The following is a 22640-nucleotide window of genomic DNA, read 5'->3' as shown; positions in this document are numbered from 1 at the left end:
ATATATCATTTTTTGTGACTTATTTATTAAAGGAATAAGAAAGGTAATTTGAATTAAAGACAAAGGCGCAGTACAGGCTGTACTGCGCACAGAGAGGTGTTATACGGTTTTATTGCGCTTCATGACCATTGCCACAATAAGGCTGAGTAAGATTGCACCAATAATCCATATCAACGCACGGCTGCCCTGGGACCACAGGCTGTAGATAAAGCCAATGATCACCAACAACATCACCAACGTACCAACGATAAGAATCGGCAACAAGGCGTGAATATCATGACGCAGGCGGATCGCCACCACAAACACCGCCAGATAGCAGATCAAAAAGGTGGCGCTGGCAACGCTGGCGAGTGAGCCTAAATTCAGCGCCGCCGTCATCAGCATAATCAGCACCACGACAATGATGTTGCCCCAGGTACTCTGCCGCCACAGGGATTTATTCATTAGCTTCGGCAGTTCGCGTTCGCTGCCCATGTTGTCCATGATGTTAAACACGGCGAACAGGTTCGCGTTGATGGCTGAAGCCGTCGCCAGTAAAGCGCCGATGACGACGATCACATAACCCACATGCCCGAGCAGCGGAGAAGCTGCCTGCGCTACGGCGGTATCGGCATATTTTTCTAACTCTAAAGCCGATACATCGCTAAGCAAAACCAGCGCCAGCGAGATATAAAGCAACGTGGTAACGCCAATCGCCACCAGAAACGCCCGTGGCATAATGACCTGCGGATCTTTCACTTTATCCGCCGCGTTCGCCATCATGCCAAAGCCCGCATAGGCAAGGAAGGTTATCCCGATACAGGAGAAGAACGCACCGGAGCTGGGGGGCGCAGAGACAGAAATATGCGCCGGTTGCAGCGACCAGACACCGGCAATAATCAGCAATAACAGGATCATCATTTTAATGCCGACGAGGATCACTTCCAGCCGCCCTACCGCATGGTTGCTTAAGGAGTTGAAAAGCGTCATCACCGCAATGATCCCCAACGCGTAGAGCAATATAAGGTGCTCCTCCTGGCTGCCTTCATGCAAAAACTGCACGGCATAAGCGCCAAAAGCACGGGCGACCATGGCGATGCTCACCGCCAGCGTCAACAGGTACAGTAACGAGAGCGCCAGCGAAAAGACGCCGTTGCCTAATCCGCGACGAAAGAAGTCGATAATACCGCCATTGCTGGGATAGCTCGCCCCCAGGCGCGCATAGGCATAACCGGAAAACATCGCCACAATACCGCCAAATGCAAAGGCGACCCAGGTCGAGGCTTCCATTAGCAACGCAGCCTGCCCCAGCAGCGCGAAGATCCCCGCCCCCACCATTGCCCCAATACCGATGGAAACGACGTTCCATAGACCGAGGGGTTTGTTACCGTTATTACCTTCCGTGTTCATCATGATCAGCCCTTAAACACGTTATAGCCGAGTTGCTTAGCGACCGATGCCACCATTTTTTGACCGCGAACACTGTTGCCTTCTTCGTCCAGCGGTGGTGAGAACGCGGCAATTCCCATCACGCCAGGGACGACCGCCAGAATACCGCCACCTACACCGCTTTTGCCCGGTAAACCAACGCGATACGCCCAGTCACCGGAGCGACCATACAGCCCTTCCATCATCATTTCAGCCAGAATGTACGGCACGTTGTCGGCCTGAAGAACGCGCTTATGAGTCAGCGGATTCACACCACCCGCCGCCAGCGTCGCGCCAAGCGTTGCCAGTTCAACAGTATTGATGAGCGTGGAGCACTGACGGGTGTACACGTCACAGGCTTCCATTGCATCACAATAGAGATATCCGGCGGAGTACAGCAGCCAGGCAATGGCCCGGTTATGGAAGTTGGTTGTTTGTTCCGACTGGTTGACTTCGTCAGAGAGCGCTACCTGCTCACCAGCCAGTTGTTGTTGGATATGTAAAATTCGCTGCCAGCGTTGTTCGGCATTTTCAGCGTTAATCAGGCTGGTGGTGGCAATAGCGCCAGCATTTACCAGTGGCGACAGCGGTTTGCCGCCATGCAACTCTAAGGCGATAACTGAGTTAAAGGGCAATCCGGTCGGGTCAGCGCCAACTTTGTCCTGTACCGCCTGCGGGCCGACATCTTCTAACGCAAGGGCTAACGTACAGACTTTCGAGATGGATTCCAGCGCAAAACGGTAATCACTATCACCCGCGCGATAGATGTTGCCATCGCAGGTCACAATAGCCACTGCTGCCAGTTGACCAGGTACATTCGCCAGAAAGGGAATGTAGTCGGCATTTTGTCCGCCGTTAAGTGAGTGAAATTGGGTGTAAGCCTGATCCACTGCCTGCTGTAATTTGTTTGCATCTAACATCTTTTGTTAACTCCTTTTTATAGATGCGGGAGGTAATTCCTCACCCCGGTGCCGATTTTCAGGCATCCTGATTTAACTTAGCACCCGCAACTTAACTACAGGAAAACAAAGAGATAAATGTCTAATCCTGATGCAAATCGAGCCGATTTTTTAATCTTTACGGACTTTTACCCGCCTGGTTTATTAATTTCTTGACCTTCCCCTTGCTGGAAGGTTTAACCTTTATCACAGCCAGTCAAAACTGTCTTAAAAGGAGTGTTTTATGTCACAAACTATCGACCTGACCCTGGACGGCCTGTCCTGCGGTCACTGCGTTAAACGCGTGAAAGAAAGTCTCGAACAGCGCCCGGATGTTGAGCAGGCGGATGTGTCTGTCACTGAAGCGCACGTTACCGGGACTGCCAGTGCAGAACAGCTGATCGAAACCATCAAACAAGCGGGTTATGACGCATCTGTAAGCCACCCAAAGGCTAAACCGCTGGCGGAGTCATCAATCCCGTCGGAAGCACTGACAGCGGTTTCTGAGGCGCTTCCGGCAGCGACCGCCGATGACGATGACAGCCAGCAGTTGCTGCTGAGCGGCATGAGCTGCGCCAGCTGTGTCACCCGCGTACAAAATGCGTTGCAAAGCGTACCGGGCGTCACTCAGGCACGGGTAAACCTGGCGGAGCGTACTGCGCTGGTGATGGGCAGTGCCTCCCCACAAGATTTAGTGCAGGCGGTGGAAAAAGCGGGCTACGGCGCGGAAGCGATTGAAGATGACGCTAAACGCCGCGAGCGCCAGCAGGAAACCGCAGTCGCTACGATGAAGCGCTTCCGCTGGCAGGCAATTGTCGCACTGGCGGTGGGTATCCCGGTGATGGTCTGGGGGATGCTCGGCGATAACATGATGGTCACCGCTGACAACCGCAGCTTGTGGTTAGTTATCGGCCTGATAACCCTGGCAGTGATGGTTTTCGCCGGCGGCCATTTTTACCGTAGTGCATGGAAAAGCCTGCTGAACGGTGCAGCGACGATGGATACGCTGGTGGCGCTAGGTACTGGCGTGGCGTGGCTCTATTCGATGAGCGTCAACCTGTGGCCGCAGTGGTTCCCGATGGAAGCGCGACATCTTTATTACGAAGCCAGCGCGATGATTATCGGTCTGATCAATCTCGGCCATATGCTGGAAGCGCGCGCGCGTCAGCGTTCTTCTAAGGCGCTGGAGAAATTACTCGATTTAACCCCACCGACGGCGCGCCTGGTCACCGACGAAGGTGAAAAAAACGTGCCGCTGGCAGATGTTCAGCCAGGTATGTTACTGCGCCTGACGACCGGCGACCGTGTGCCGGTAGATGGTGAGATTACCCAAGGCGAAGCGTGGCTGGATGAAGCGATGCTGACGGGCGAACCTATCCCGCAGCAAAAAGGCGAAGGCGATAGCGTCCATGCCGGGACAGTGGTACAGGACGGCAGTGTGCTGTTTCGTGCCAGTGCGGTCGGCAGCCATACTACGCTGTCACGGATCATTCGCATGGTGCGACAGGCCCAGAGCAGCAAGCCAGAAATCGGTCAACTGGCGGATAAAATCTCCGCCGTGTTTGTGCCGGTAGTGGTAGTCATTGCGCTGATCAGTGCGGCAATCTGGTATTTCTTTGGTCCGGCACCGCAGATTGTCTATACCCTGGTGATTGCCACCACGGTGCTGATTATCGCCTGTCCGTGTGCGCTGGGACTGGCGACGCCGATGTCGATTATTTCGGGCGTCGGGCGGGCGGCTGAGTTTGGTGTGCTGGTGCGGGACGCCGACGCGCTGCAACGCGCCAGTACGCTCGACACCGTGGTGTTCGATAAAACCGGGACGCTGACCGAAGGGAAGCCGCAGGTTGTCGCAGTAAAAACATTTGCTGATGTTGATGAAGCGCAGGCATTGCGTCTGGCGGCGGCGCTGGAGCAAGGTTCCAGCCACCCGCTGGCACGGGCGATCCTCGATAAAGCAGGTGATATGCAGCTACCGCAGGTCAACGGTTTCCGCACATTGCGCGGGCTGGGTGTGAGCGGTGAAGCTGAAGGTCATGCGGTATTGCTGGGCAATCAGGCGCTGTTAAATGACCAGCAAGTTGATACTAAAGCGATTGAGGCAGATATTTCAGCTCAGGCATCACAAGGGGCAACGCCTGTGCTGCTGGCGGTTGACGGGAAAGCGGTAGCCCTGCTGGCTGTACGCGATCCATTGCGTAGTGATAGCGTGGCGGCGCTGCAACGCCTGCATAAAGCGGGATATCGTCTGGTGATGCTAACCGGGGATAACCCAACCACCGCCAATGCGATCGCCAAAGAAGCAGGGATTGATGAGGTGATAGCCGGGGTGCTACCGGACGGTAAAGCCGAAGCGATCAAACGTCTGCAAAGTGAAGGACGTCAGGTGGCAATGGTGGGCGACGGCATTAACGACGCGCCAGCGCTGGCTCAGGCGGATGTCGGTATTGCGATGGGTGGCGGCAGTGATGTTGCCATTGAAACCGCGGCGATTACCCTGATGCGCCATAGCCTGATGGGTGTTGCGGATGCGCTCGCGATTTCCCGCGCAACGCTGCGCAATATGAAGCAGAACCTGCTCGGCGCGTTTATCTACAACAGTATCGGTATTCCGGTCGCCGCCGGTATTTTGTGGCCGTTCACTGGAACACTGCTTAACCCGGTGGTCGCCGGAGCGGCAATGGCGCTCTCGTCGATTACCGTAGTGAGTAACGCCAACCGGTTGCTGCGGTTTAAACCGAAGGAATGATTGGTATTTACTTAATGCGTTTGTGAGATCCAGTTCTTGTTGCGCTCCTTTTATGAGTAATGCCATATAAAGTGACTGGCGCAGGGAGCGCGCAGGGGGCGGCCAATCGCCGCCGCCCCCTGCACCCCCGGGCTCTGGCGAACAAAATCGCCGCTGCGCGGTACCCTCAGCTTATCCCTTGCGGCTACCGGGTCGGGCGCGAGGTAACATCCCTGTAAAACGCGCCCTCAGCCCACATCCATGTGGGCTGCCCCGGCCTTCAGGGAACGCCTCGGCGATTTTGACGCCACCAACACCGGTGCAGTCTTTCGTTTCAAAGCAAAAACAATTTTTCGATCATATTTAAGCTACCACTGAACAAGCCTCATAACTCCATTTGCGCCATCCCTCCCCGCGCGCTAGCATGATATTTCACAAAGGGAGGTCGTATGGATCTGTTGTACCGGGTAAAAACGCTTTGGGCCGCGCTGCGCGGTAATCATTACACCTGGCCTGCTATCGATATCTCTCTTCCCGGCAATCGCCATTTTCATCTGATTGGCAGTATTCATATGGGCAGCCACGATATGGCTCCCCTGCCCACCCGTTTGCTCAAAAAGCTCAAAAACGCCGATGCGCTGATCGTCGAGGCGGATGTTTCCACCAGCGATACGCCTTTTGCTAATTTGCCTGCCTGCGAGGCGCTGGAAGAGCGCATTAGCGAGGAGCAACTCCAAAACCTGCAGCACATTAGCCAGGAGATGGGCATTTCTACCTCACTCTTTTCTACCCAACCGCTGTGGCAAATCGCGATGGTTCTTCAGGCGACGCAGGCACAAAAACTGGGGCTGCGGGCAGAATACGGTATCGATTACCAGCTATTGCAGGCGGCGAAGCAACAACATAAACCCGTGATTGAACTGGAAGGGGCTGAAAACCAGATTGCCATGTTGCTCCAGCTCCCTGACAACGGACTGGCACTGCTGGACGATACGCTGACCCACTGGCACACCAATGCACGGTTGCTGCAACAAATGATGAGCTGGTGGCTGAATGCGCCGCCGCAAAATAATGAAATAACGCTGCCTAATACGTTCAGTCAATCGCTGTACGATGTGCTGATGCATCAGCGAAATCTCGCCTGGCGGGACAAATTATGCGCCATGCCGCCGGGGCGCTATGTGGTCGCAGTCGGTGCACTACACCTGTATGGAGAAGGGAATTTGTCGCAGATGTTGCGCTAAAAAAATGGCCAATATCGCTATTGGCCCGTCAAAGAGGAATTTCATTTTTTTATTATTATGCCGTCACTTTAAGCGACGGTGTAACTCGATTGTCGCTCAATCTCACCATCCTGCCAATACTCTTAGGCAAGATGACTCTTTTTTTTGGACCGCCATCAGGCGTATGCTTGCTTCGTTTTTTTGTTTAAGGCAGGAAAATTACCATGACACCCGCAGTTAAATTACTCGAAAAAAACAAGATTTCGTTTCAAATCCATACCTACGAGCACGATCCGGCTGAAACCAATTTTGGCGATGAAGTCGTCAAAAAATTAGGTTTGAATCCGGATCAGGTCTACAAAACGCTGCTGGTCGCAGTGAACGGTGATATGAAACACCTTGCCGTGGCCGTTACGCCGGTCGCAGGTCAACTGGATCTTAAAAAAGTAGCAAAAGCGCTGGGTGCCAAGAAAGTTGAGATGGCCGATCCGATGGTTGCGCAGCGTTCGACGGGATATCTGGTTGGGGGGATTAGCCCACTGGGGCAGAAAAAACGTCTGCCAACGATTATCGACGCCCCCGCACAAGAATTTGCCACTATTTATGTTTCCGGCGGCAAGCGCGGGCTGGATATCGAACTGGCGGCAGGCGATCTGGCAAAGATCCTCGATGCCAAATTTGCTGATATCGCCCGCCGCGATTAAGCATTGTGCCGGATGCAAATATCCGGCACTTTCGGATTACTGCCAGCTCACCTCACCTTTCGGTTCATAAACACTCACATCCAGCGGCGAGCTCTTCTGGATATACGCTTTCAGCACTTCGGCATCAATAAAGCCGGTATTCACATAGCCCGGTTTGTTATCAAGGCGCGGATAGCCATCACCGCCGGTGGCATTGAAGTTTAATGTCGCCATGCGGTAAGTTTTCGCCGGATCGACCGGTTCGCCGTTGATTTTCAGGTCGTTGAGTTTGCCGTCTTTCGCCACAAAGCTAACGTTAGCAAATTGCGGGTAGGCACCTGAATCTGGCTTCATTTGTGCGACGGCGGTCAGGTAATCAATCACCTCTTTCCCGGTCATGTCGGCATACACCACCACATTGCCGAATGGCTGCACTTTCAGCACGTTTTTATAGCTGATATCGCCTGCTTCGATAGAATCACGAATTCCGCCTCCGCTCATCACCGCAAAGTCAGCACCAGTGCGATCCATTTGGGCTGCCAGAATTAACCGCCCCATATTGGTCTGTACAAAACGCACTTTGTCACGATCGCCTTCCAGACGACCATTGGTTTCGCCTATTTTCACGTCCAGCTGCGCTTTGCCTTTGTTCTGGAACGGTGATAACAGCGAGATCATTTGCTGGTTTTCAGCGATTTCAGGAGTGTAAAGCACGCGCTCGCTTTTCCCGTCTTCCCAGGTCACTTTCTTCTTCAGGTTCACCGGAATCAGCTGGTAGTTAACCATTTTCATTTCGCCATTACGAAACTCAAAATCAGCCCGTCCCACGTATTTGCCCCACTCATGCGCCTGCACAATCCAGATGCCGTTTTGTTGATCCGGTTTGCATGGCGTACCCGGCACGTAATCGACCTGTTTTTTGTTTTCTGCCGCCATGCAGACCGGAGCTTGCGAGTGACCACCGACGATCATCGCCAGCGATCCGGCAGGCAGCGCGCGCGCCATCTCCACATCGCCCGGTGCGTTAGAGCCGTGCTCACCATTGTCGTAATGCCCCATATGGGTCGCCGCGATAATAATGTCTGGCTTTTCTGTCTGTTGCAGCTCCTGAATCACCAGCTTCGCTTCATCGGCGGGCTTACGGAACTCAATATCGGTGAAGTTTTCTGGGTTGCCTAACTTCGCTGTGTCATCCGTCGTCAGGCCAATAACGGCAATTTTCAGATCCTGACGCTTAAACAGCGCCCATGGTTTAAACAGGCGCTCGCCGGTACTTTTCTGGTAGATATTGGCAGAAAGTAACGGGAACTTTGCCCACTTTTCCTGCTGGCGTAATACGGTGAGCGGGTTATCAAATTCATGATTACCGATTGCCATCGCATCGTAGCCCACCAGATTCATGCCGCGAAAATCAGGTTCGGCATCCTGTAAGTCAGACTCGGGCACGCCAGTGTTAATGTCGCCACCGGAAAGTAGCAGCACGCTACCGCCTTCAGCCGCAACCTCTTTGCGGATACCATCCACCAGCGTTTTTTGCGCCGCCAGACCATATTCGCCATATTCATTGCGCCAAAAATGCCCATGATGATCATTGGTATGCAGAACTGTAATTTTGTAGGTTTTATCCTGCTCATACGCCAGAGCAGCTTCACTCGCCAGTGTAAATGTGGTTAACAGTGCTAACGCCACGCCCCGCTGCAATAATTTCATACTTCTCTCCCTGACCTGATTTCAACGTGTTGAAAAATAGTATGACGCGACATCATAGACAAGTCTGCGTCCGGTGAAGATAAATCTGCATCCAGATTAGAAATTCTGTATTCGGCGTTGAGACTTCCTTCAGGCGACGCATACAGGTATGTTAGTCGGGTAATAATCACAAATAAGATCATTCTTTACATCGCAACCCTGAAAAAGTGACTTTCCTATGGCAATGAGTGAACAAACCCAGCCTGTGGCGGGCGCGGCTGCGTCAACGACCAAGGCCCGAACATCGTTTGGTATTTTAGGTGCTATCAGCCTCTCACATCTGCTGAACGACATGATCCAATCCCTGATTCTGGCGATTTATCCGCTGCTTCAGTCAGAGTTTTCTCTGACATTTATGCAGATTGGCATGATAACCCTCACCTTCCAGCTCGCCTCTTCGCTACTGCAACCGGTGGTCGGTTACTGGACCGATAAATATCCGATGCCGTGGTCGTTGCCAATTGGCATGTGCTTTACCTTAAGTGGTCTGGTGCTGCTTGCGCTGGCGGGCAGTTTTGGCGCAGTTCTGCTGGCGGCGGCGCTGGTCGGTACCGGTTCATCGGTCTTTCATCCGGAATCTTCTCGCGTGGCCCGTATGGCTTCTGGCGGGCGTCATGGCCTGGCGCAATCTATCTTTCAGGTCGGCGGCAACTTTGGCAGTTCCCTGGGGCCCTTGCTGGCAGCGGTAATTATCGCGCCTTATGGCAAAGGCAACGTAGCCTGGTTTGTACTTGCGGCACTGCTGGCGATCGTGGTGTTGGCGCAAATCAGCCGTTGGTACTCGGCACAGCACCGAATGAATAAAGGAAAACCAAAAGCGACGATTATCAATCCACTGCCGCGCAACAAAGTGGTACTGGCGGTCAGCATTCTGTTAATCCTCATTTTCTCGAAATATTTCTATATGGCGAGCATCAGCAGCTATTACACCTTTTATCTGATGCAAAAATTCGGATTATCTATCCAGAATGCCCAGCTTCATCTGTTTGCCTTCCTGTTTGCCGTTGCGGCCGGTACGGTGATCGGCGGGCCTGTAGGGGATAAAATTGGGCGAAAATATGTGATTTGGGGCTCTATCCTCGGCGTTGCGCCGTTTACGCTGATTTTACCCTACGCCAGCCTGCACTGGACGGGGGTTTTAACGGTGATTATTGGATTTATCCTCGCTTCGGCATTCTCTGCCATTCTGGTCTACGCTCAGGAGCTGCTTCCGGGACGTATCGGTATGGTTTCTGGACTCTTTTTCGGTTTTGCTTTTGGCATGGGAGGTCTGGGAGCGGCAGTTCTGGGGCTTATCGCCGACCACACCAGCATCGAGTTAGTCTATAAAATCTGTGCTTTCCTGCCACTATTGGGGATGTTGACCATATTCCTGCCTGATAACCGGCATAAAGAGTGATTTCATTGCAGCCAAAGGCAAACTTTGGCTGCATCATTTTACAGTCGCCATAAGCCTTTCCTCTGTTAAACCGCCTTCAGTTTTCCGATCCGTGCTTTTTTTGCAGCTAATTCCATTTTTCTGCAAAATTCAACAATTATTCATAAACATCATCAATGAAATTGTCATAAACTATTACCTGTAATTTTGGTTTTCCCGGCCAAAAATGGACAATAACCACCAGGAAAAGGAGACGGAATGCATCACGCCACCCCGCTTATCACCACCATTGTTGGCGGCCTTGTGCTCGCCTTTATCCTCGGCATGCTGGCCAATAAACTACGTATTTCTCCTCTGGTGGGATATCTGTTAGCGGGTGTGCTGGCAGGACCATTCACTCCGGGCTTTGTTGCCGATACCAAGCTTGCGCCGGAACTGGCTGAACTGGGCGTCATTCTGTTGATGTTTGGCGTCGGTTTGCACTTTTCGCTGAAGGATTTGATGGCGGTAAAGGCCATCGCCATTCCCGGTGCGATCGCCCAGATAGCCGTGGCGACGCTGCTGGGTATGGCGCTCTCCGCCGTGCTGGGCTGGTCGTTAATGACCGGTATCGTGTTCGGCTTATGCCTTTCCACCGCCAGTACCGTGGTGTTACTGCGCGCACTTGAAGAACGGCAATTAATAGACAGTCAGCGTGGGCAAATCGCCATCGGTTGGTTGATTGTGGAAGACCTGGTAATGGTTCTGACGCTGGTGTTGCTGCCCGCAGTGGCAGGAATGATGGAACAAGGCGATGTGGGCTTTGCCACTCTTGCTGTCGATATGGGGATCACCATCGGCAAGGTGATCGCATTTATCGCCATTATGATGCTGGTAGGTCGCCGTCTGGTGCCGTGGATTATGGCACGCAGCGCAGCAACCGGTTCCCGTGAGCTGTTTACCCTGTCGGTGCTGGCGCTGGCGTTAGGGATTGCCTTTGGTGCGGTGGAGCTGTTTGATGTCTCCTTTGCACTCGGTGCGTTCTTTGCCGGGATGGTGCTGAACGAGTCTGAACTGAGTCACCGTGCCGCCCACGATACGCTGCCATTGCGCGACGCGTTTGCGGTGCTGTTTTTTGTCTCCGTCGGGATGTTGTTTGATCCGTTAATTCTGATTCAGCAACCGCTGGCAGTGCTGGCGACGCTGGCGATTATTCTGTTTGGTAAATCGGTCGCGGCACTGTTCCTTGTGCGTCTGTTTGGTCACTCCCAGCGCACGGCGTTAACTATCGCCGCCAGCCTGGCGCAGATTGGTGAGTTCGCGTTTATCCTGGCGGGACTGGGAATGGCATTGAATTTACTGCCGCAGGCCGGACAAAACCTGGTACTGGCAGGGGCGATTTTGTCGATTATGCTCAACCCGGTCCTGTTTGCGCTGCTGGAGAAATATCTGGCGAAGACCGAAACGCTGGAAGAGCAGACGCTGGAAGAGGCTATCGAAGAAGAGAAGCAGATCCCAGTGGATATTTGCAACCATGCGCTACTGGTAGGTTACGGTCGTGTAGGCAGCCTGCTGGGGGAGAAATTGCTCGCCTCTGATATTCCTTTAGTGGTGATTGAGACGTCACGAACCCGTGTTGATGAACTGCGAGAGCGCGGGGTCCGCGCAGTATTGGGCAATGCGGCGAACGAAGAAATTATGCAACTGGCGCATCTGGAATGTGCAAAATGGCTGATCCTGACGATTCCCAACGGTTATGAAGCGGGTGAGATTGTGGCATCTGCCCGCGCGAAAAATCCGGATATTGAGATTATTGCCCGCGCCCATTATGACGATGAAGTGGCGTATATCACCGAACGTGGTGCAAATCAGGTAGTGATGGGTGAGCGTGAAATCGCCCGTACTATGCTGGAACTGCTTGAAACGCCACCGGCGGGTGAGGTGGTGACGGGGTAAACGGTGGTTGCCGGATAATAGGCGCGGATATGTAGGCCTGATAAGACGCGCCAGCGTCGCATCAGGCATCGAGAGCCAAATGCCAGATGCGGCGTGAACGCCTTATCTGGCCTACGAACCGACGATAACTTAACGATCCCAGTAAGACTCTTCCAGGCTGTCTTCACGCTCCGGCAAGCCGCGCGTTAAACGAGGTGAATGCTGGTTCAGTACCTGATAGCTCACACGGTTAGCATATTTACACACCTGCGCTAATGACGAATACGTCAACCAGGTGAATTTATGTTTGCTGGAGTTTGGTACGTTGCTACGGTGGTAGCTGTTGGCGGTAATGTCATGCAGCAACGCTGCCAGTGCGCCATCCCCCGCTCCATTAGTGTTCATGATTTTTTCCGGCCCGCCCATATACGGCGCAATGTGCGAATAGACACGCAACGGATTCTGGCAATCCTTGTGGCGCATGGCGCGGCTAAACTCATACTGGTTAAATTCCGCTATAGCGCCCGGCAGCAGCGGATGCTGGGTTTTACGTTTCGCTTCGTCTTCAGTAAAGCCCGCCATATACAAGCCGATTGGCCCGGCGGTGCACAGCACCAGATCAACCCAGTCCAGCGCCTTGTCAGATGCCAACAACGGATCGCTTTCTCCGGTCAACGCTTCGGCTTCATCTTCGTTCATCGCAAGGATAGAAACGTGGTCTTTGAGGAATTGCTGCCACCACTGCGGATTCTCGGCAATGACAAACTTGGTGCCCAGCGTCAGCACCACCGGTACGTTATATTTCTTCGCGTACTCAATGGCTTTCATGGTTGCTTCCGGCATGGGTTCACCCGGCTTGCAACGCACCAGATAAGAAGTGAGAACCAGTGCCGAGGCTCCGGCAATCACATCTTCCGGAATACTTTCAGCCCGCAGCTGGTTCATGTGGCCAGGGCTGATAGCAAAGGTACGTTCCCCGGACTCGCCAATCAGCGTAAAGCAACGACCAATCGGGCCATCCACGCCTTGTAGATAGTTAAGATCGGTACGGCTGGAGGTGTTACACAGGTAACGATAGGCATAGCTGCCAATTTCAATATTGCTACACATGACGCCCAGCAGCACCGAACGGTCGTCCGCGAGCACCGAGTAGTTGTGCATGGTGTTACCAATAGTGCCACCCGCAAATTGATGGGTAATCAGGTTTTTCTGTTTTAGTTCCTGATAAAGCGCTTCGGCTACGTCATCCTCAATCACCAGTGAATGCCCGGCGCTTAATCCATAACGCTCAATGAATTCGTCATCCACTTTCGCTTCAATATCGACCAGCGTTTGATCGATACCCACTACCCAGGCGGCGCTGGTTTCGTTTTCTGGCTGGAATTGCTGAAGCAGCGGATCGCGTGCATTTACAGGGAAGTAATGTTTGGATTTACGTTTACCGGGAAATTTCATGGTTGTTTTTACGGGTGGTTAACTGAGCGGCGAATGTTAACACAATCTGACGGGAGCGCGCGAGACGCAGCCAGTTTCAATATCAGCAGGCGGGATCGCATTTTCATGGCAGTGGTTCCTTACAATGACGTAATTTGAAAGGAGTTTTTGCATGAAGCTGGAAAACAAATTACCCGTTCTGGACCTTATTTCTGCTGAAATGAAGACCGTTGTGAATACTCTTCAGCCGGATTTACCGCCCTGGCCCGCAACGGGAACGATTGCTGAGCAACGACAGTATTACACGCTTGAGCGCCGATTCTGGAATGCGGGCGCTCCAGAAATGGCAACCAGAGCTTACATGGTTCCAACAAAATATGGGCAGGTGGAAACACGTCTCTTTTGTCCGCAGCCAGATAGCCCAGCGACGCTATTTTATTTGCATGGAGGCGGTTTTATTCTCGGCAATCTCGATACCCACGATCGCATCATGCGCCTGCTGGCAAGCTACAGCCAATGTACGGTGATTGGTATTGATTACACCCTTTCACCTGAAGCGCGTTTTCCGCAAGCGATAGAGGAAATTGTGGCTGCTTGTTGTTATTTCCACCAGCAGGCGGAGGATTATCAAATCAATATGTCCCGCATTGGCTTTGCCGGTGATTCCGCAGGTGCCATGCTGGCGCTCGCCAGTGCGTTGTGGTTGCGTGATAAACAGATCGATTGCGGTAAAGTTGCGGGCGTTTTGCTGTGGTATGGGCTTTACGGATTACGGGATTCCGTGACTCGTCGTCTGTTGGGCGGTGTCTGGGATGGCTTAACGCAACAGGATTTACAGATGTATGAAGAGGCGTATTTAAGCAACGACGCGGACCGCGAGTCGCCGTATTACTGCCTGTTTAATAATGATCTCACTCGCGAAGTTCCGCCCTGTTTTATTGCCGGGGCGGAGTTCGATCCGCTGCTGGATGACAGCCGTCTGCTTTACCAGACGTTAGCGGCGCATCAGCAGCCCTGTGAGTTCAAACTCTACCCAGGCACGCTGCACGCCTTTTTGCATTATTCACGGATGATGAAAACCGCCGACGAGGCTCTTCGCGACGGCGCTCAGTTCTTTACCGCTCAGCTTTAGCGATACGCGGCAACAAGATTAGCCATCATCTCGATATGTTCCGGAGTGGCATTAAGCGCCGGAATATATTCATATTTTTTCCCGCCCGCACCGAGGAAGACCTCACGGTTTTGCTCGGCAATCTCTTCCAGCGTCTCCAGACAATCCGCAGCAAAGCCCGGGCACATCACCTGAATATGACCTACGCCTTTTTCTCCGAGCATTTTCAGCGTTTCGTCGGTATAAGGCATCAGCCAGGGTTCCCGCCCAAAGCGCGACTGAAAGGTCATCATCACTTTTTCCGGTGCCATCCCCAGTGCGGAAGCCAGTTCGCGAGTCGTTGTGCGGCAACGTTGCGGATAATCATCGCCTTCATCTGCATAACGCTGGGGAATGCCATGATAAGAGAGCAGCAGCAGATCCGGTTCGCCATGTTTAGCGAAAGAAGCACGTACGCTGTTCGCCAGTGCATTAATGTAATCGTGGTTATCGGCGTAATCACGAATAAACGATATCCCCGGAATGCTACGTTTGCGCGCCAGAATGCGTGCCAGTTCATCCCATACCGCACCGACCGTTGAACAGGAGTATTGCGGATAAAGCGGCAGTACCACAATATGATCTACATGCTCTGCCAGGAGTTCATCTACGGCGCTTTCCAGTGATGGCGAGCCGTAGCTCATTCCCAGCGCTACGGGCGTCTCCGGTAAACGTTGTGCCAGCGCCTGCTGTTGCTGGCGGCTGTAAACCATCAGCGGCGAGCCACCCTCCATCCAGACAGAGGCATACAGCTTCGCCACACGCGGCGAGCGCAGTGGCAAAATCACGCCGCGCAGCAATGGCCACCATAACAACCGTGAGGTATCAACCACGCGTCTGTCGCTTAAAAATTGTTTCAGATAGCGTTTTACCGCTTCAGGTGTGGGGGCATCGGGCGTACCCAGGTTTGCTAGCAGGATACCGGTTTTAGTCTGACGCATTACCGCCTCTTATCGATTCAACTTGTTGATAATTGTAGCGGAAAAGTGAAGAAGAAGAACTAATTGCTGTGAGAGGTATTGCCTGAGGAGAATGAGCAGACCTGCCCGAAAGCAGATCTGCTGCGGCTTGATTAGCCGAGGATTTTTTCCAGATCAGCGCGAACTTCAGCAACCGGCTTGGTGCCGTCAACTTTCGCGTATTTGGTGTTACCCGCTTCCGCTTCTTTGGAGTAGTAGCCGATCAGCGGTGCAGTCATCTGATGGTATTCAACCAGACGTTTACGTACGGTTTCTTCCTGATCGTCTTTACGGGTAGTCAGTTCTTCACCGGTAACGTCGTCTTTGCCTTCTACTTTCGGCGGGTTGAATTTAACGTGATAAACACGACCAGACGGCGCGTGAACGCGGCGACCGACAATACGGTCAACGATCAGTTCGTCCGGTACGTCGAATTCCAGAACGTAATCAACATTGATGCCCGCTTCTTTCATCGCGTCTGCCTGCGGAATGGTACGCGGGAAGCCGTCCAACAGGAAACCATTACGGCAGTCTTCCTGAGCAATGCGCTCTTTAACCAGCGCGATCACCAGTTCGTCGGTAACCAGTTTGCCAGCATCCATAATGTCTTTTGCTTGTTTACCCAGCTCGGAGCCAGATTTGACCGCAGCACGCAGCATATCGCCAGTGGAGATTTGCGGAATACCATATTTCTCCATGATGAACTGAGCCTGAGTCCCTTTCCCCGCGCCCGGAGCGCCAAGCAGAATGATACGCATTGCGAAAATCCCCTTAAAATGTGTCGAATTTTTTGAAAAAGCGATAAACGATACCACCAACAGGCGATTGCCTCAAGAAAGGCACCTGGGGCTGAAACGGTTAATGGCGAGATAATTTGCGGAAAGTGCAGATAATGAAAAGAAAAATGCCGGATGACACGAAGGTCATCCGGCATGACATCAGGAAACCAGCAGCTGGTTCATACGACGAATAAACAGGTTCGGATCTTCCAGCGTGCCGCGTTCTGCCAGCAGCGCCTGATCCAGCAGCAGTTCTACCCACTCGCTGAACTTCGCTTCATCTTCAGTATCTGCCGCACGTTTCACCAGTACGTGATCCGGGTTCAGTTCAAAGATGTATTTCACTTCTGGCACTTTCTGGCCCGCCGCAGCGAACAGTTTCGCCATCTGGGTGCTCATTTCGTCCGCATCGGTAGAGACAATCGCTGGCGTATCGGTCAGACGGTGAGTCAGACGGACATCTTTCACACGCTCGCCGAGCAGGGCTTTCACACGGTCGATGAACGGAGTCAGTGCTTTCTCCGCTTCTTTCGCGCTCTCATCAACTTCGTCAGCCAGTTTTTCCAGCGACTCGTCAACTTTAGACACCGACTGGAACGGTTTACCGTCGAACTCAGTCAGATAGTTCATCATCCACTCATCGATGCGGTCGGAAAGCAGCAGAACTTCGATGCCTTTCTTACGCAGCAGTTCCAGGTGCGGGCTGCTCTTCGCTGCCGCATAGCTGTCTGCGGTAATGTAGTAGATTTTCTCCTGCCCTTCTTTCATGCGGGAAACGTAGTCTTCCAGAGACACGGTCTGCGCAGAAGAATCGGTATGGGTAGAAGCAAAACGCAGCAGTTTGGCGATCGCTTCCTGGTTAGCGAAATCTTCCGCCGGACCTTCTTTCAGTACCAGGCCAAACTGTTGCCAGAAGGTCTGGTATTTTTCCGCGTCGTCTTTCGCCAGTTTTTCCAGCATTTGCAGCACACGCTTGGTCAGCGCATTGCGCAGGTTACGCGTTACCGTGCTGTCCTGGAGGATTTCACGGGAAACGTTCAGCGGCAGATCGCTGGAGTCAATCAGACCACGCACGAAGCGCAGATAGTTCGGCATGAACTGTTCTGCGTCGTCCATGATGAACACACGCTGAACATACAGTTTCAGACCGTGTTTATGATCGCGGTTCCACATATCCCACGGTGCCTGAGACGGAATGTACAGCAGGCTGGTGTACTCCTGCTTACCTTCAACGCGGTTGTGGCTCCAAGTCAGCGGATCGTTAAAGTCGTGGGCGATGTGTTTGTAGAACTCTTTGTACTCTTCATCGGTGATTTCCGACTTGTTACGAGTCCACAGCGCCTGCGCTTTGTTGATTTTTTCCCAAGAGATAACGGTTTCGCCGTCTTTCTCTTCGCGTTTTTCGATCTCTACCGGCAGCGCGATATGGTCGGAGTATTTGCTGATGATGGAACGCACGCGCCAGTCATCGAGGAACTCGTCTTCGCCTTCACGCAGATGCAGGGTGATTTCAGTACCACGATCTTCTTTGGTGATGTCGGCAACGGTGTATTCACCTTCACCAGCCGATTCCCAGAAAACACCGTTTTCTGGTTTTTCGCCTGCCGCGCGAGTACGCACGGTCACTTTGTCGGCCACGATAAACGCAGAGTAGAAACCAACACCAAACTGACCGATCAGCTGGCTGTCTTTCGCCTGGTCAGAACCCAGGGATTCGAGGAATGATTTGGTGCCGGATTTAGCGATAGTCCCCAGATGGTCAATCACTTCGTCGCGGGTCATCCCTACGCCGTTATCGGAGATGGTCAGCGTACGCTTGTCTTTATCGAAAGAGACACGAACGCGCAGTTCGCCATCACCTTCGTACAGGTCCGGGTTAGAGAGCGCGCGGAAACGCAGCTTGTCCGCCGCATCGGAGGCGTTAGAGATAAGCTCACGCAGGAAGATTTCTTTATTGGAATAGAGAGAATGGATCATCAGGTGCAGAAGCTGTTTCACTTCTGACTGAAAACCACGAGTTTCTTGTCCTTTCATGTAGGTCTACCTCAATAATGCCATTTTAAGGTTAAAAACAGGATGTGGGAGAGATGGGGACAAGGGAGAATAATTTCAAGCGAGAGCAGGTGATCCTGCTCTCGTTTGCTTAAAAACGAATCTTATGACGCCCGGCAAGGGAGTGTGACAGCGTGGTGCCATCGACCATTTCCAGTTCGCCGCCAACCGGTACGCCATGAGCGATTCGGCTGGCTTCCACGTCATATTGCGCGCAAAGCTCGGCAATGTAGTTAGCGGTAGCTTCACCTTCAACAGTGGGGTTGGTGGCGAGGATCACTTCAGTGATTTTTTCCTCTGCCAGACGCTGTTCCAGACGATCAAGGCCGATATCATCCGGACCGATGCCGTCCAGCGGTGACAGGTGCCCCATCAACACAAAATAACGGCCTGAAAACTGCCCCGTCTGCTCAATGGCGTAGATGTCCGCCGGACTCTCCACCACGCAGATTTGACCGTTTTCCTGACGACGCGGATTCGAACAGATGTTACAGACTTCCTGTTCGGTGAAGGTGCGGCAATCGGCGCAGTGGCCGATTTCCGACATCGCCCGGGTGAGCGCCTGCGCCAGACGCATCCCGCCGCTACGATCGCGCTGAAGCAGCGTGAACGCCATACGCTGCGCCGACTTCGGGCCAACGCCCGGCAGACAGCGCAGTGCTTCCATAAGCTGTGTTAACAGCGGGCTGGTTTGCATCAGAACGGCATCTTAAAGCCAGGCGGCAGCTGCATTCCGGAGGATACAGAGGCCATTTTTTCTTTCTGCGTTTCTTCAATACGACGTGCTGCGTCGTTGAATGCTGCAGCCACCAAGTCTTCCAGCATCTCTTTGTCGTCTTCCAGCAGGCTCGGGTCGATCTCTACGCGACGGCAGTTGTGTGCACCGTTAATGGTCACTTTTACCAGACCTGCGCCAGATTCGCCGGTGACTTCCAGCTGCGCGATCTCTTCCTGCATTTTCTGCATTTTTTCTTGCATCTGCTGGGCTTGCTTCATCAGGTTACCCAGACCGCCTTTACCAAACATAGGTTTCTCTCTCAATCACGTTAAGGATGACGAACGTAAGCTGTGCTTACGATCAAATGGGGCGGATACTTTCTTCATCCAGCTCCGCATCGAAGAACCGACGCAGGGTCTGAATATTATTATCCGCAATAATGGACTCGCGCGCCTGCGCAAGTTTTTCTTCGTATATCGCCTGACGCCATTCCAGCGGCGTACGCACCGCGGGATTATCATCTTCAACGATAGTCAGTTCAACCGTTGAACCTTTTAACATGCTCAACGCTTCAGCCAGTTTTTGCTGTGCGCCGCGGTTGTTCAAATGCCGCTGAGAGGAGCGCAAATGCAGACATACTGCGTTGTCGCTCTCCTCTTTCCAGGCATTTAACGCCACCTGTTCGACCAGTTTTGGTAGCGAAAGTTGACTCACCTGAGCCGCCCACGGGTCGCGCTCAATGGCTTCTGCCGCCAGCTTCGCCGCCAGTTCCGGCGTTTTTTCATGTTCCAGCGCTTTTTTCAGCGCCTTCGGCGTAGCGACCACTTCTTTTTGCTGCATCACTGGAGTGGTGGCCTTCCAGCGATACGCTTCTTTTTTGGCTGGCGCTTTTTCCAGCGCCGATGGCACCGGACGCGCCTGAACGCGATCGGTGACCGAAGCCAGTCTTTCCAGCGCAGCGTTATTCACCGGCCGCGCGCGGGTAGCGGCTGCCGGTTCACTCTTTTTTGCTTTGGTTGCTCCCTGCACGCGCTGCAACTGCTGGCGCGCCGCCAGCACCTGGCTGGTGGTTTCCGGGAGCGGTACAGTCGGTGCCTGCTGCGGCGCTGATTGCGGTTGCGGCGGCACCTGGGTTGGCGTCATTACTGCCGTTGGCGCGACGGGCGCAAAGGACTGGCGTGGCACTTCTGGCTCAGGCAGCGGCATACGCGGATGGAACGCCAGCGCGCGCAACAGCGTCATCTCAACGCCCATACGGCGGTCTGGCGCATACGGTAATTCTTTGCGACCAATCAACAGCGTCTGATAGTAAAGCTGAATATCCGTCGGCGGTATGGTGCGCGCCAGTTCACGCATCCGCAGCTCGATAGCGGCCATGTCGTTGCCAAGTGCAGCAGGCGAAAGTTGTACCATCGCAATACGATGCAACAGGCCGAGCATTTCCACCAGCAACGCTTCCCACTCGATACCACGGGCAGCGGCTTCATTAATCAGTGCCATTACGCGCTCGCCGTTGGCCTCGACCATCGCTTCAACCAGCGACAGCGCCTGATCGTCGTCAAGCGTACCCAGCATCGCACTGACCGCCTGAGTTGAAACCTGGCCGTCACCGCTGGCAATCGCCTGGTCGGTCAGACTTAAGGCATCTCGCAGGCTGCCTTCAGCGGCGCGTGCCAGCAATTGCAGCGCCCGCGGCTCGTGAGCGATATGTTCTTCGTTGAGGATGTGCTCAAGCTGATGGCGAATTTGCTCGACATCCAGCGCCTTGAGATGAAATTGCAGACAACGTGACAAAATCGTCACCGGCAATTTCTGCGGATCGGTCGTCGCCAGCAGAAACTTAACGTGCTCTGGCGGCTCTTCAAGGGTTTTTAACAGTGCGTTAAAGCTGTGGCGCGACAGCATATGCACTTCGTCGATCAGATAAACTTTGAAACGACCACGCGCCGGAGCGTACTGGACGTTATCCAGCAGGTCGCGAGTGTCTTCAACTTTAGTGCGCGAGGCGGCATCGATTTCAATCAGATCGACAAAGCGCCCCTGCTCGATTTCACGACAGTTATCGCACACGCCGCACGGCGTCGCGGTAATGCCGGTTTCGCAGTTTAGCCCCTTCGCCAGCAGTCGGGCGATAGAGGTTTTTCCGACGCCACGGGTGCCGGAAAAAAGATAAGCATGATGAATACGCCCTAACGACAAGCCGTTCGCCAGTGCGGTCAGCACATGTTCCTGGCCGACGACGTCAGCAAAGGTTTGTGGGCGCCATTTTCGGGCTAAGACCTGATAACTCATTGGCAGGCTCTGAAACGCTGGAAGGTGGATTCACGAAGGGGTAATGCTAACACAGCCCCGTCAGAACGGCGAGGCTGAATGCACATCTTGTGCTGTCCGTAGCGTGGGCAGCACAAGACTGGCGATAATTAATGGCCCGGGAACGGAACAAGGCTGTAGCTGGTAATGCCCTGTTTTTCGAGACGCTGTTCGCCGCCGAGATCGAACAGATTGATAATGAACGCAGCATCAGCCACTTCACCACCCAGACGACGGATCAGTTTAACGGTCGCTTCGATAGTGCCGCCGGTTGCCAGCAGATCGTCCACCACCAGAACTTTGTCGCCCGGTTTGATGGCATCAACGTGGATTTCCAGCTGATCGGTGCCGTATTCCAGATCGTAAGTTTCACTGATGGTTTCACGCGGCAGTTTGCCCGGTTTACGGACCGGTACAAAGCCAACGCCCAGACCCAGAGCTACCGGAGCGCCAAACAAGAAGCCACGCGCTTCGGTGCCGACAACTTTGGTAATGCCCGCATTTTTGTAACGCTCAACCAGCAAGTCGATGCTGAGAGCGTAAGCTTTCGGGTCTTCCAGTAAGCTGGTGACATCACGGAAAAGAATGCCGGGTTTTGGGTAGTCCTGAATGCTTTTGATGCTATTTTTGAGATACTCAAGCTGCTGTGCAGTCGCGGTCATAAGTGTATGCCTGCTTGTTACGGTGGTACTCACGGCGCGTTTTAAACGTATCAAAAGTAACAGTTGTTTAACCTTTGACCGCCTGCGCCTGTGCTCGAAAACGCCAGAATGTACTGGCTGTACGCAATAATTGCAACTGCGATTGTTGTGCTTCAGTGCTTTTCTTGCTTTTCATCAATCACCGGAATTCGCCACATATAAAAAAGCAAACAGGCGAGAATTACCAGCAACATGATGCGCACCCATGGCATCTGGACGAACCACAGAGAAATTGCAAACGTGAGCAAAATAAGCAAAATCGCCCGCGGTTTGACGCCGCGCGGCATCGCATGATGTTTCTGCCAGAAACGTAGATAGCTGCCAAACCATGAGCGGTACAGCAACCAGGCGTGAAAGCGCGGGGAAGAACGGGCAAAGCACCAGGCCGCCAGCAGGATAAACGGCGTCGTCGGTAATACCGGTAATACCACGCCCAGCGTACCCAGCACTACCGCCAGCCAGCCAATGATGATTAAAATGATTCGTTGCATATTGAGTGTTGTCAGCTTACAGAGTG

The 22640-nt window shown here is 53.2% G+C and carries 18 protein-coding genes and 1 other annotated feature; of the genes, 6 read left to right on the top strand and 12 right to left on the bottom strand.

Translation table 11 applies throughout. The features are described 5' to 3' along the window. Window positions 1–99: 99 nt before the first annotated feature. Together ACJHYD_RS18955 and glsA are read right to left on the bottom strand one after the other, a co-directional pair. Entirely contained in the window at window positions 100–1392 is a 1293-nt protein-coding gene (locus ACJHYD_RS18955; protein ID WP_001550746.1) for an APC family permease, read from the bottom strand. A gap of 2 nt (window positions 1393–1394) precedes the next feature. Then, window positions 1395–2327, bottom strand: coding sequence for a glutaminase A (gene glsA / locus ACJHYD_RS18950; protein WP_000883024.1), 933 nt, complete (start codon window positions 2325–2327; stop codon window positions 1395–1397). A gap of 262 nt (window positions 2328–2589) precedes the next feature. On the opposite strand from glsA, the gene copA reads away from it, so the two are divergent. The 3 genes from copA (at window position 2590) to ybaK (ending at window position 7000) form a co-directional block, all read left to right on the top strand. Beyond that, the gene (copA, locus tag ACJHYD_RS18945) at window positions 2590–5094 is read left to right on the top strand and encodes a copper-exporting P-type ATPase CopA (protein WP_001550745.1); all 2505 of its coding nucleotides are present in this window, start codon (window positions 2590–2592) and stop codon (window positions 5092–5094) included. Window positions 5095–5522: 428 nt separating this feature from the next. Next, window positions 5523–6317: a TraB/GumN family protein gene (locus ACJHYD_RS18940; RefSeq protein WP_001550744.1), complete on the top strand. Its 795-nt coding sequence runs from the start codon at window positions 5523–5525 to the stop codon at window positions 6315–6317. A gap of 203 nt (window positions 6318–6520) precedes the next feature. Continuing rightward, complete coding sequence (gene ybaK / locus ACJHYD_RS18935; RefSeq protein WP_000186631.1) at window positions 6521–7000, top strand: Cys-tRNA(Pro)/Cys-tRNA(Cys) deacylase YbaK; 480 nt, start codon at window positions 6521–6523, stop codon at window positions 6998–7000. Window positions 7001–7036: 36 nt separating this feature from the next. Here ybaK and ushA read toward each other — a convergent pair whose 3' ends face one another. Continuing rightward, a complete protein-coding gene (gene ushA, locus ACJHYD_RS18930) occupies window positions 7037–8689 on the bottom strand; it encodes a bifunctional UDP-sugar hydrolase/5'-nucleotidase (RefSeq protein ID WP_001595403.1) in 1653 nt (550 codons plus the stop codon). 217 nt (window positions 8690–8906) lie between these two features. On the opposite strand from ushA, the gene fsr reads away from it, so the two are divergent. Continuing rightward, window positions 8907–10127: a fosmidomycin MFS transporter gene (gene fsr / locus ACJHYD_RS18925; RefSeq protein ID WP_001251635.1), complete on the top strand. Its 1221-nt coding sequence runs from the start codon at window positions 8907–8909 to the stop codon at window positions 10125–10127. Between the two features lie 237 nt (window positions 10128–10364). Further along, window positions 10365–12041, top strand: coding sequence for a YbaL family putative K(+) efflux transporter (gene ybaL / locus ACJHYD_RS18920; RefSeq protein ID WP_000546234.1), 1677 nt, complete (start codon window positions 10365–10367; stop codon window positions 12039–12041). A 129-nt stretch (window positions 12042–12170) separates the two neighbouring features. On the opposite strand, the gene gsk is transcribed toward ybaL, so the two are convergent. Beyond that, entirely contained in the window at window positions 12171–13475 is a 1305-nt protein-coding gene (gene gsk, locus ACJHYD_RS18915; protein WP_000671574.1) for an inosine/guanosine kinase, read from the bottom strand. Window positions 13476–13626: 151 nt separating this feature from the next. On the opposite strand from gsk, the gene aes reads away from it, so the two are divergent. Next, window positions 13627–14586 carry an acetyl esterase gene (gene aes / locus ACJHYD_RS18910; RefSeq protein ID WP_000764314.1) on the top strand — a complete coding sequence of 320 codons (960 nt, stop codon included), beginning with the start codon at window positions 13627–13629 and terminating at the stop codon, window positions 14584–14586. On the opposite strand, the gene hemH is transcribed toward aes, so the two are convergent. From hemH to ACJHYD_RS18870, 8 genes are all read right to left on the bottom strand, one after another. Next, the gene (gene hemH / locus ACJHYD_RS18905; protein WP_001250117.1) at window positions 14583–15545 is read right to left on the bottom strand and encodes a ferrochelatase; all 963 of its coding nucleotides are present in this window, start codon (window positions 15543–15545) and stop codon (window positions 14583–14585) included. The genes aes and hemH overlap by 4 nt on opposite strands. Window positions 15546–15676: 131 nt before the next feature. Then, window positions 15677–16321, bottom strand: coding sequence for an adenylate kinase (gene adk, locus ACJHYD_RS18900; RefSeq protein WP_001220233.1), 645 nt, complete (start codon window positions 16319–16321; stop codon window positions 15677–15679). 180 nt (window positions 16322–16501) lie between these two features. Beyond that, window positions 16502–18376 (bottom strand): molecular chaperone HtpG, encoded by a 1875-nt coding sequence (htpG, locus tag ACJHYD_RS18895; protein WP_000678201.1) that lies wholly within the window; start codon window positions 18374–18376, stop codon window positions 16502–16504. A 109-nt stretch (window positions 18377–18485) separates the two neighbouring features. Beyond that, the gene (gene recR / locus ACJHYD_RS18890; protein ID WP_001195025.1) at window positions 18486–19091 is read right to left on the bottom strand and encodes a recombination mediator RecR; all 606 of its coding nucleotides are present in this window, start codon (window positions 19089–19091) and stop codon (window positions 18486–18488) included. After that, window positions 19091–19420, bottom strand: a complete 330-nt coding sequence (locus tag ACJHYD_RS18885; RefSeq protein WP_000467098.1) for a YbaB/EbfC family nucleoid-associated protein — start codon at window positions 19418–19420, stop codon at window positions 19091–19093. Before ACJHYD_RS18885 ends, recR begins: the two co-directional genes overlap by 1 nt. Window positions 19421–19472: 52 nt before the next feature. Further along, the gene (dnaX, locus tag ACJHYD_RS18880; RefSeq protein WP_000122013.1) at window positions 19473–21404 is read right to left on the bottom strand and encodes a DNA polymerase III subunit gamma/tau; all 1932 of its coding nucleotides are present in this window, start codon (window positions 21402–21404) and stop codon (window positions 19473–19475) included. Then, window positions 20076–20140, bottom strand: a sequence feature (DnaX frameshifting element). (Overlaps the previous gene by 65 nt.) Window positions 21405–21532: 128 nt before the next feature. Then, complete coding sequence (gene apt, locus ACJHYD_RS18875; protein WP_000127356.1) at window positions 21533–22084, bottom strand: adenine phosphoribosyltransferase; 552 nt, start codon at window positions 22082–22084, stop codon at window positions 21533–21535. A 152-nt stretch (window positions 22085–22236) separates the two neighbouring features. Then, entirely contained in the window at window positions 22237–22614 is a 378-nt protein-coding gene (locus ACJHYD_RS18870; RefSeq protein WP_001188905.1) for a DUF454 family protein, read from the bottom strand. Window positions 22615–22640 lie beyond the last annotated feature (26 nt).

Origin of the sequence: Escherichia sp. WS1368, from assembly GCF_046487485.1 — a bacterium.
In the GTDB taxonomy this organism is placed as follows: Bacteria; Pseudomonadota; Gammaproteobacteria; order Enterobacterales; family Enterobacteriaceae; genus Escherichia; species Escherichia coli.
This window is presented reverse-complemented; position numbering and strand designations above follow the sequence as displayed.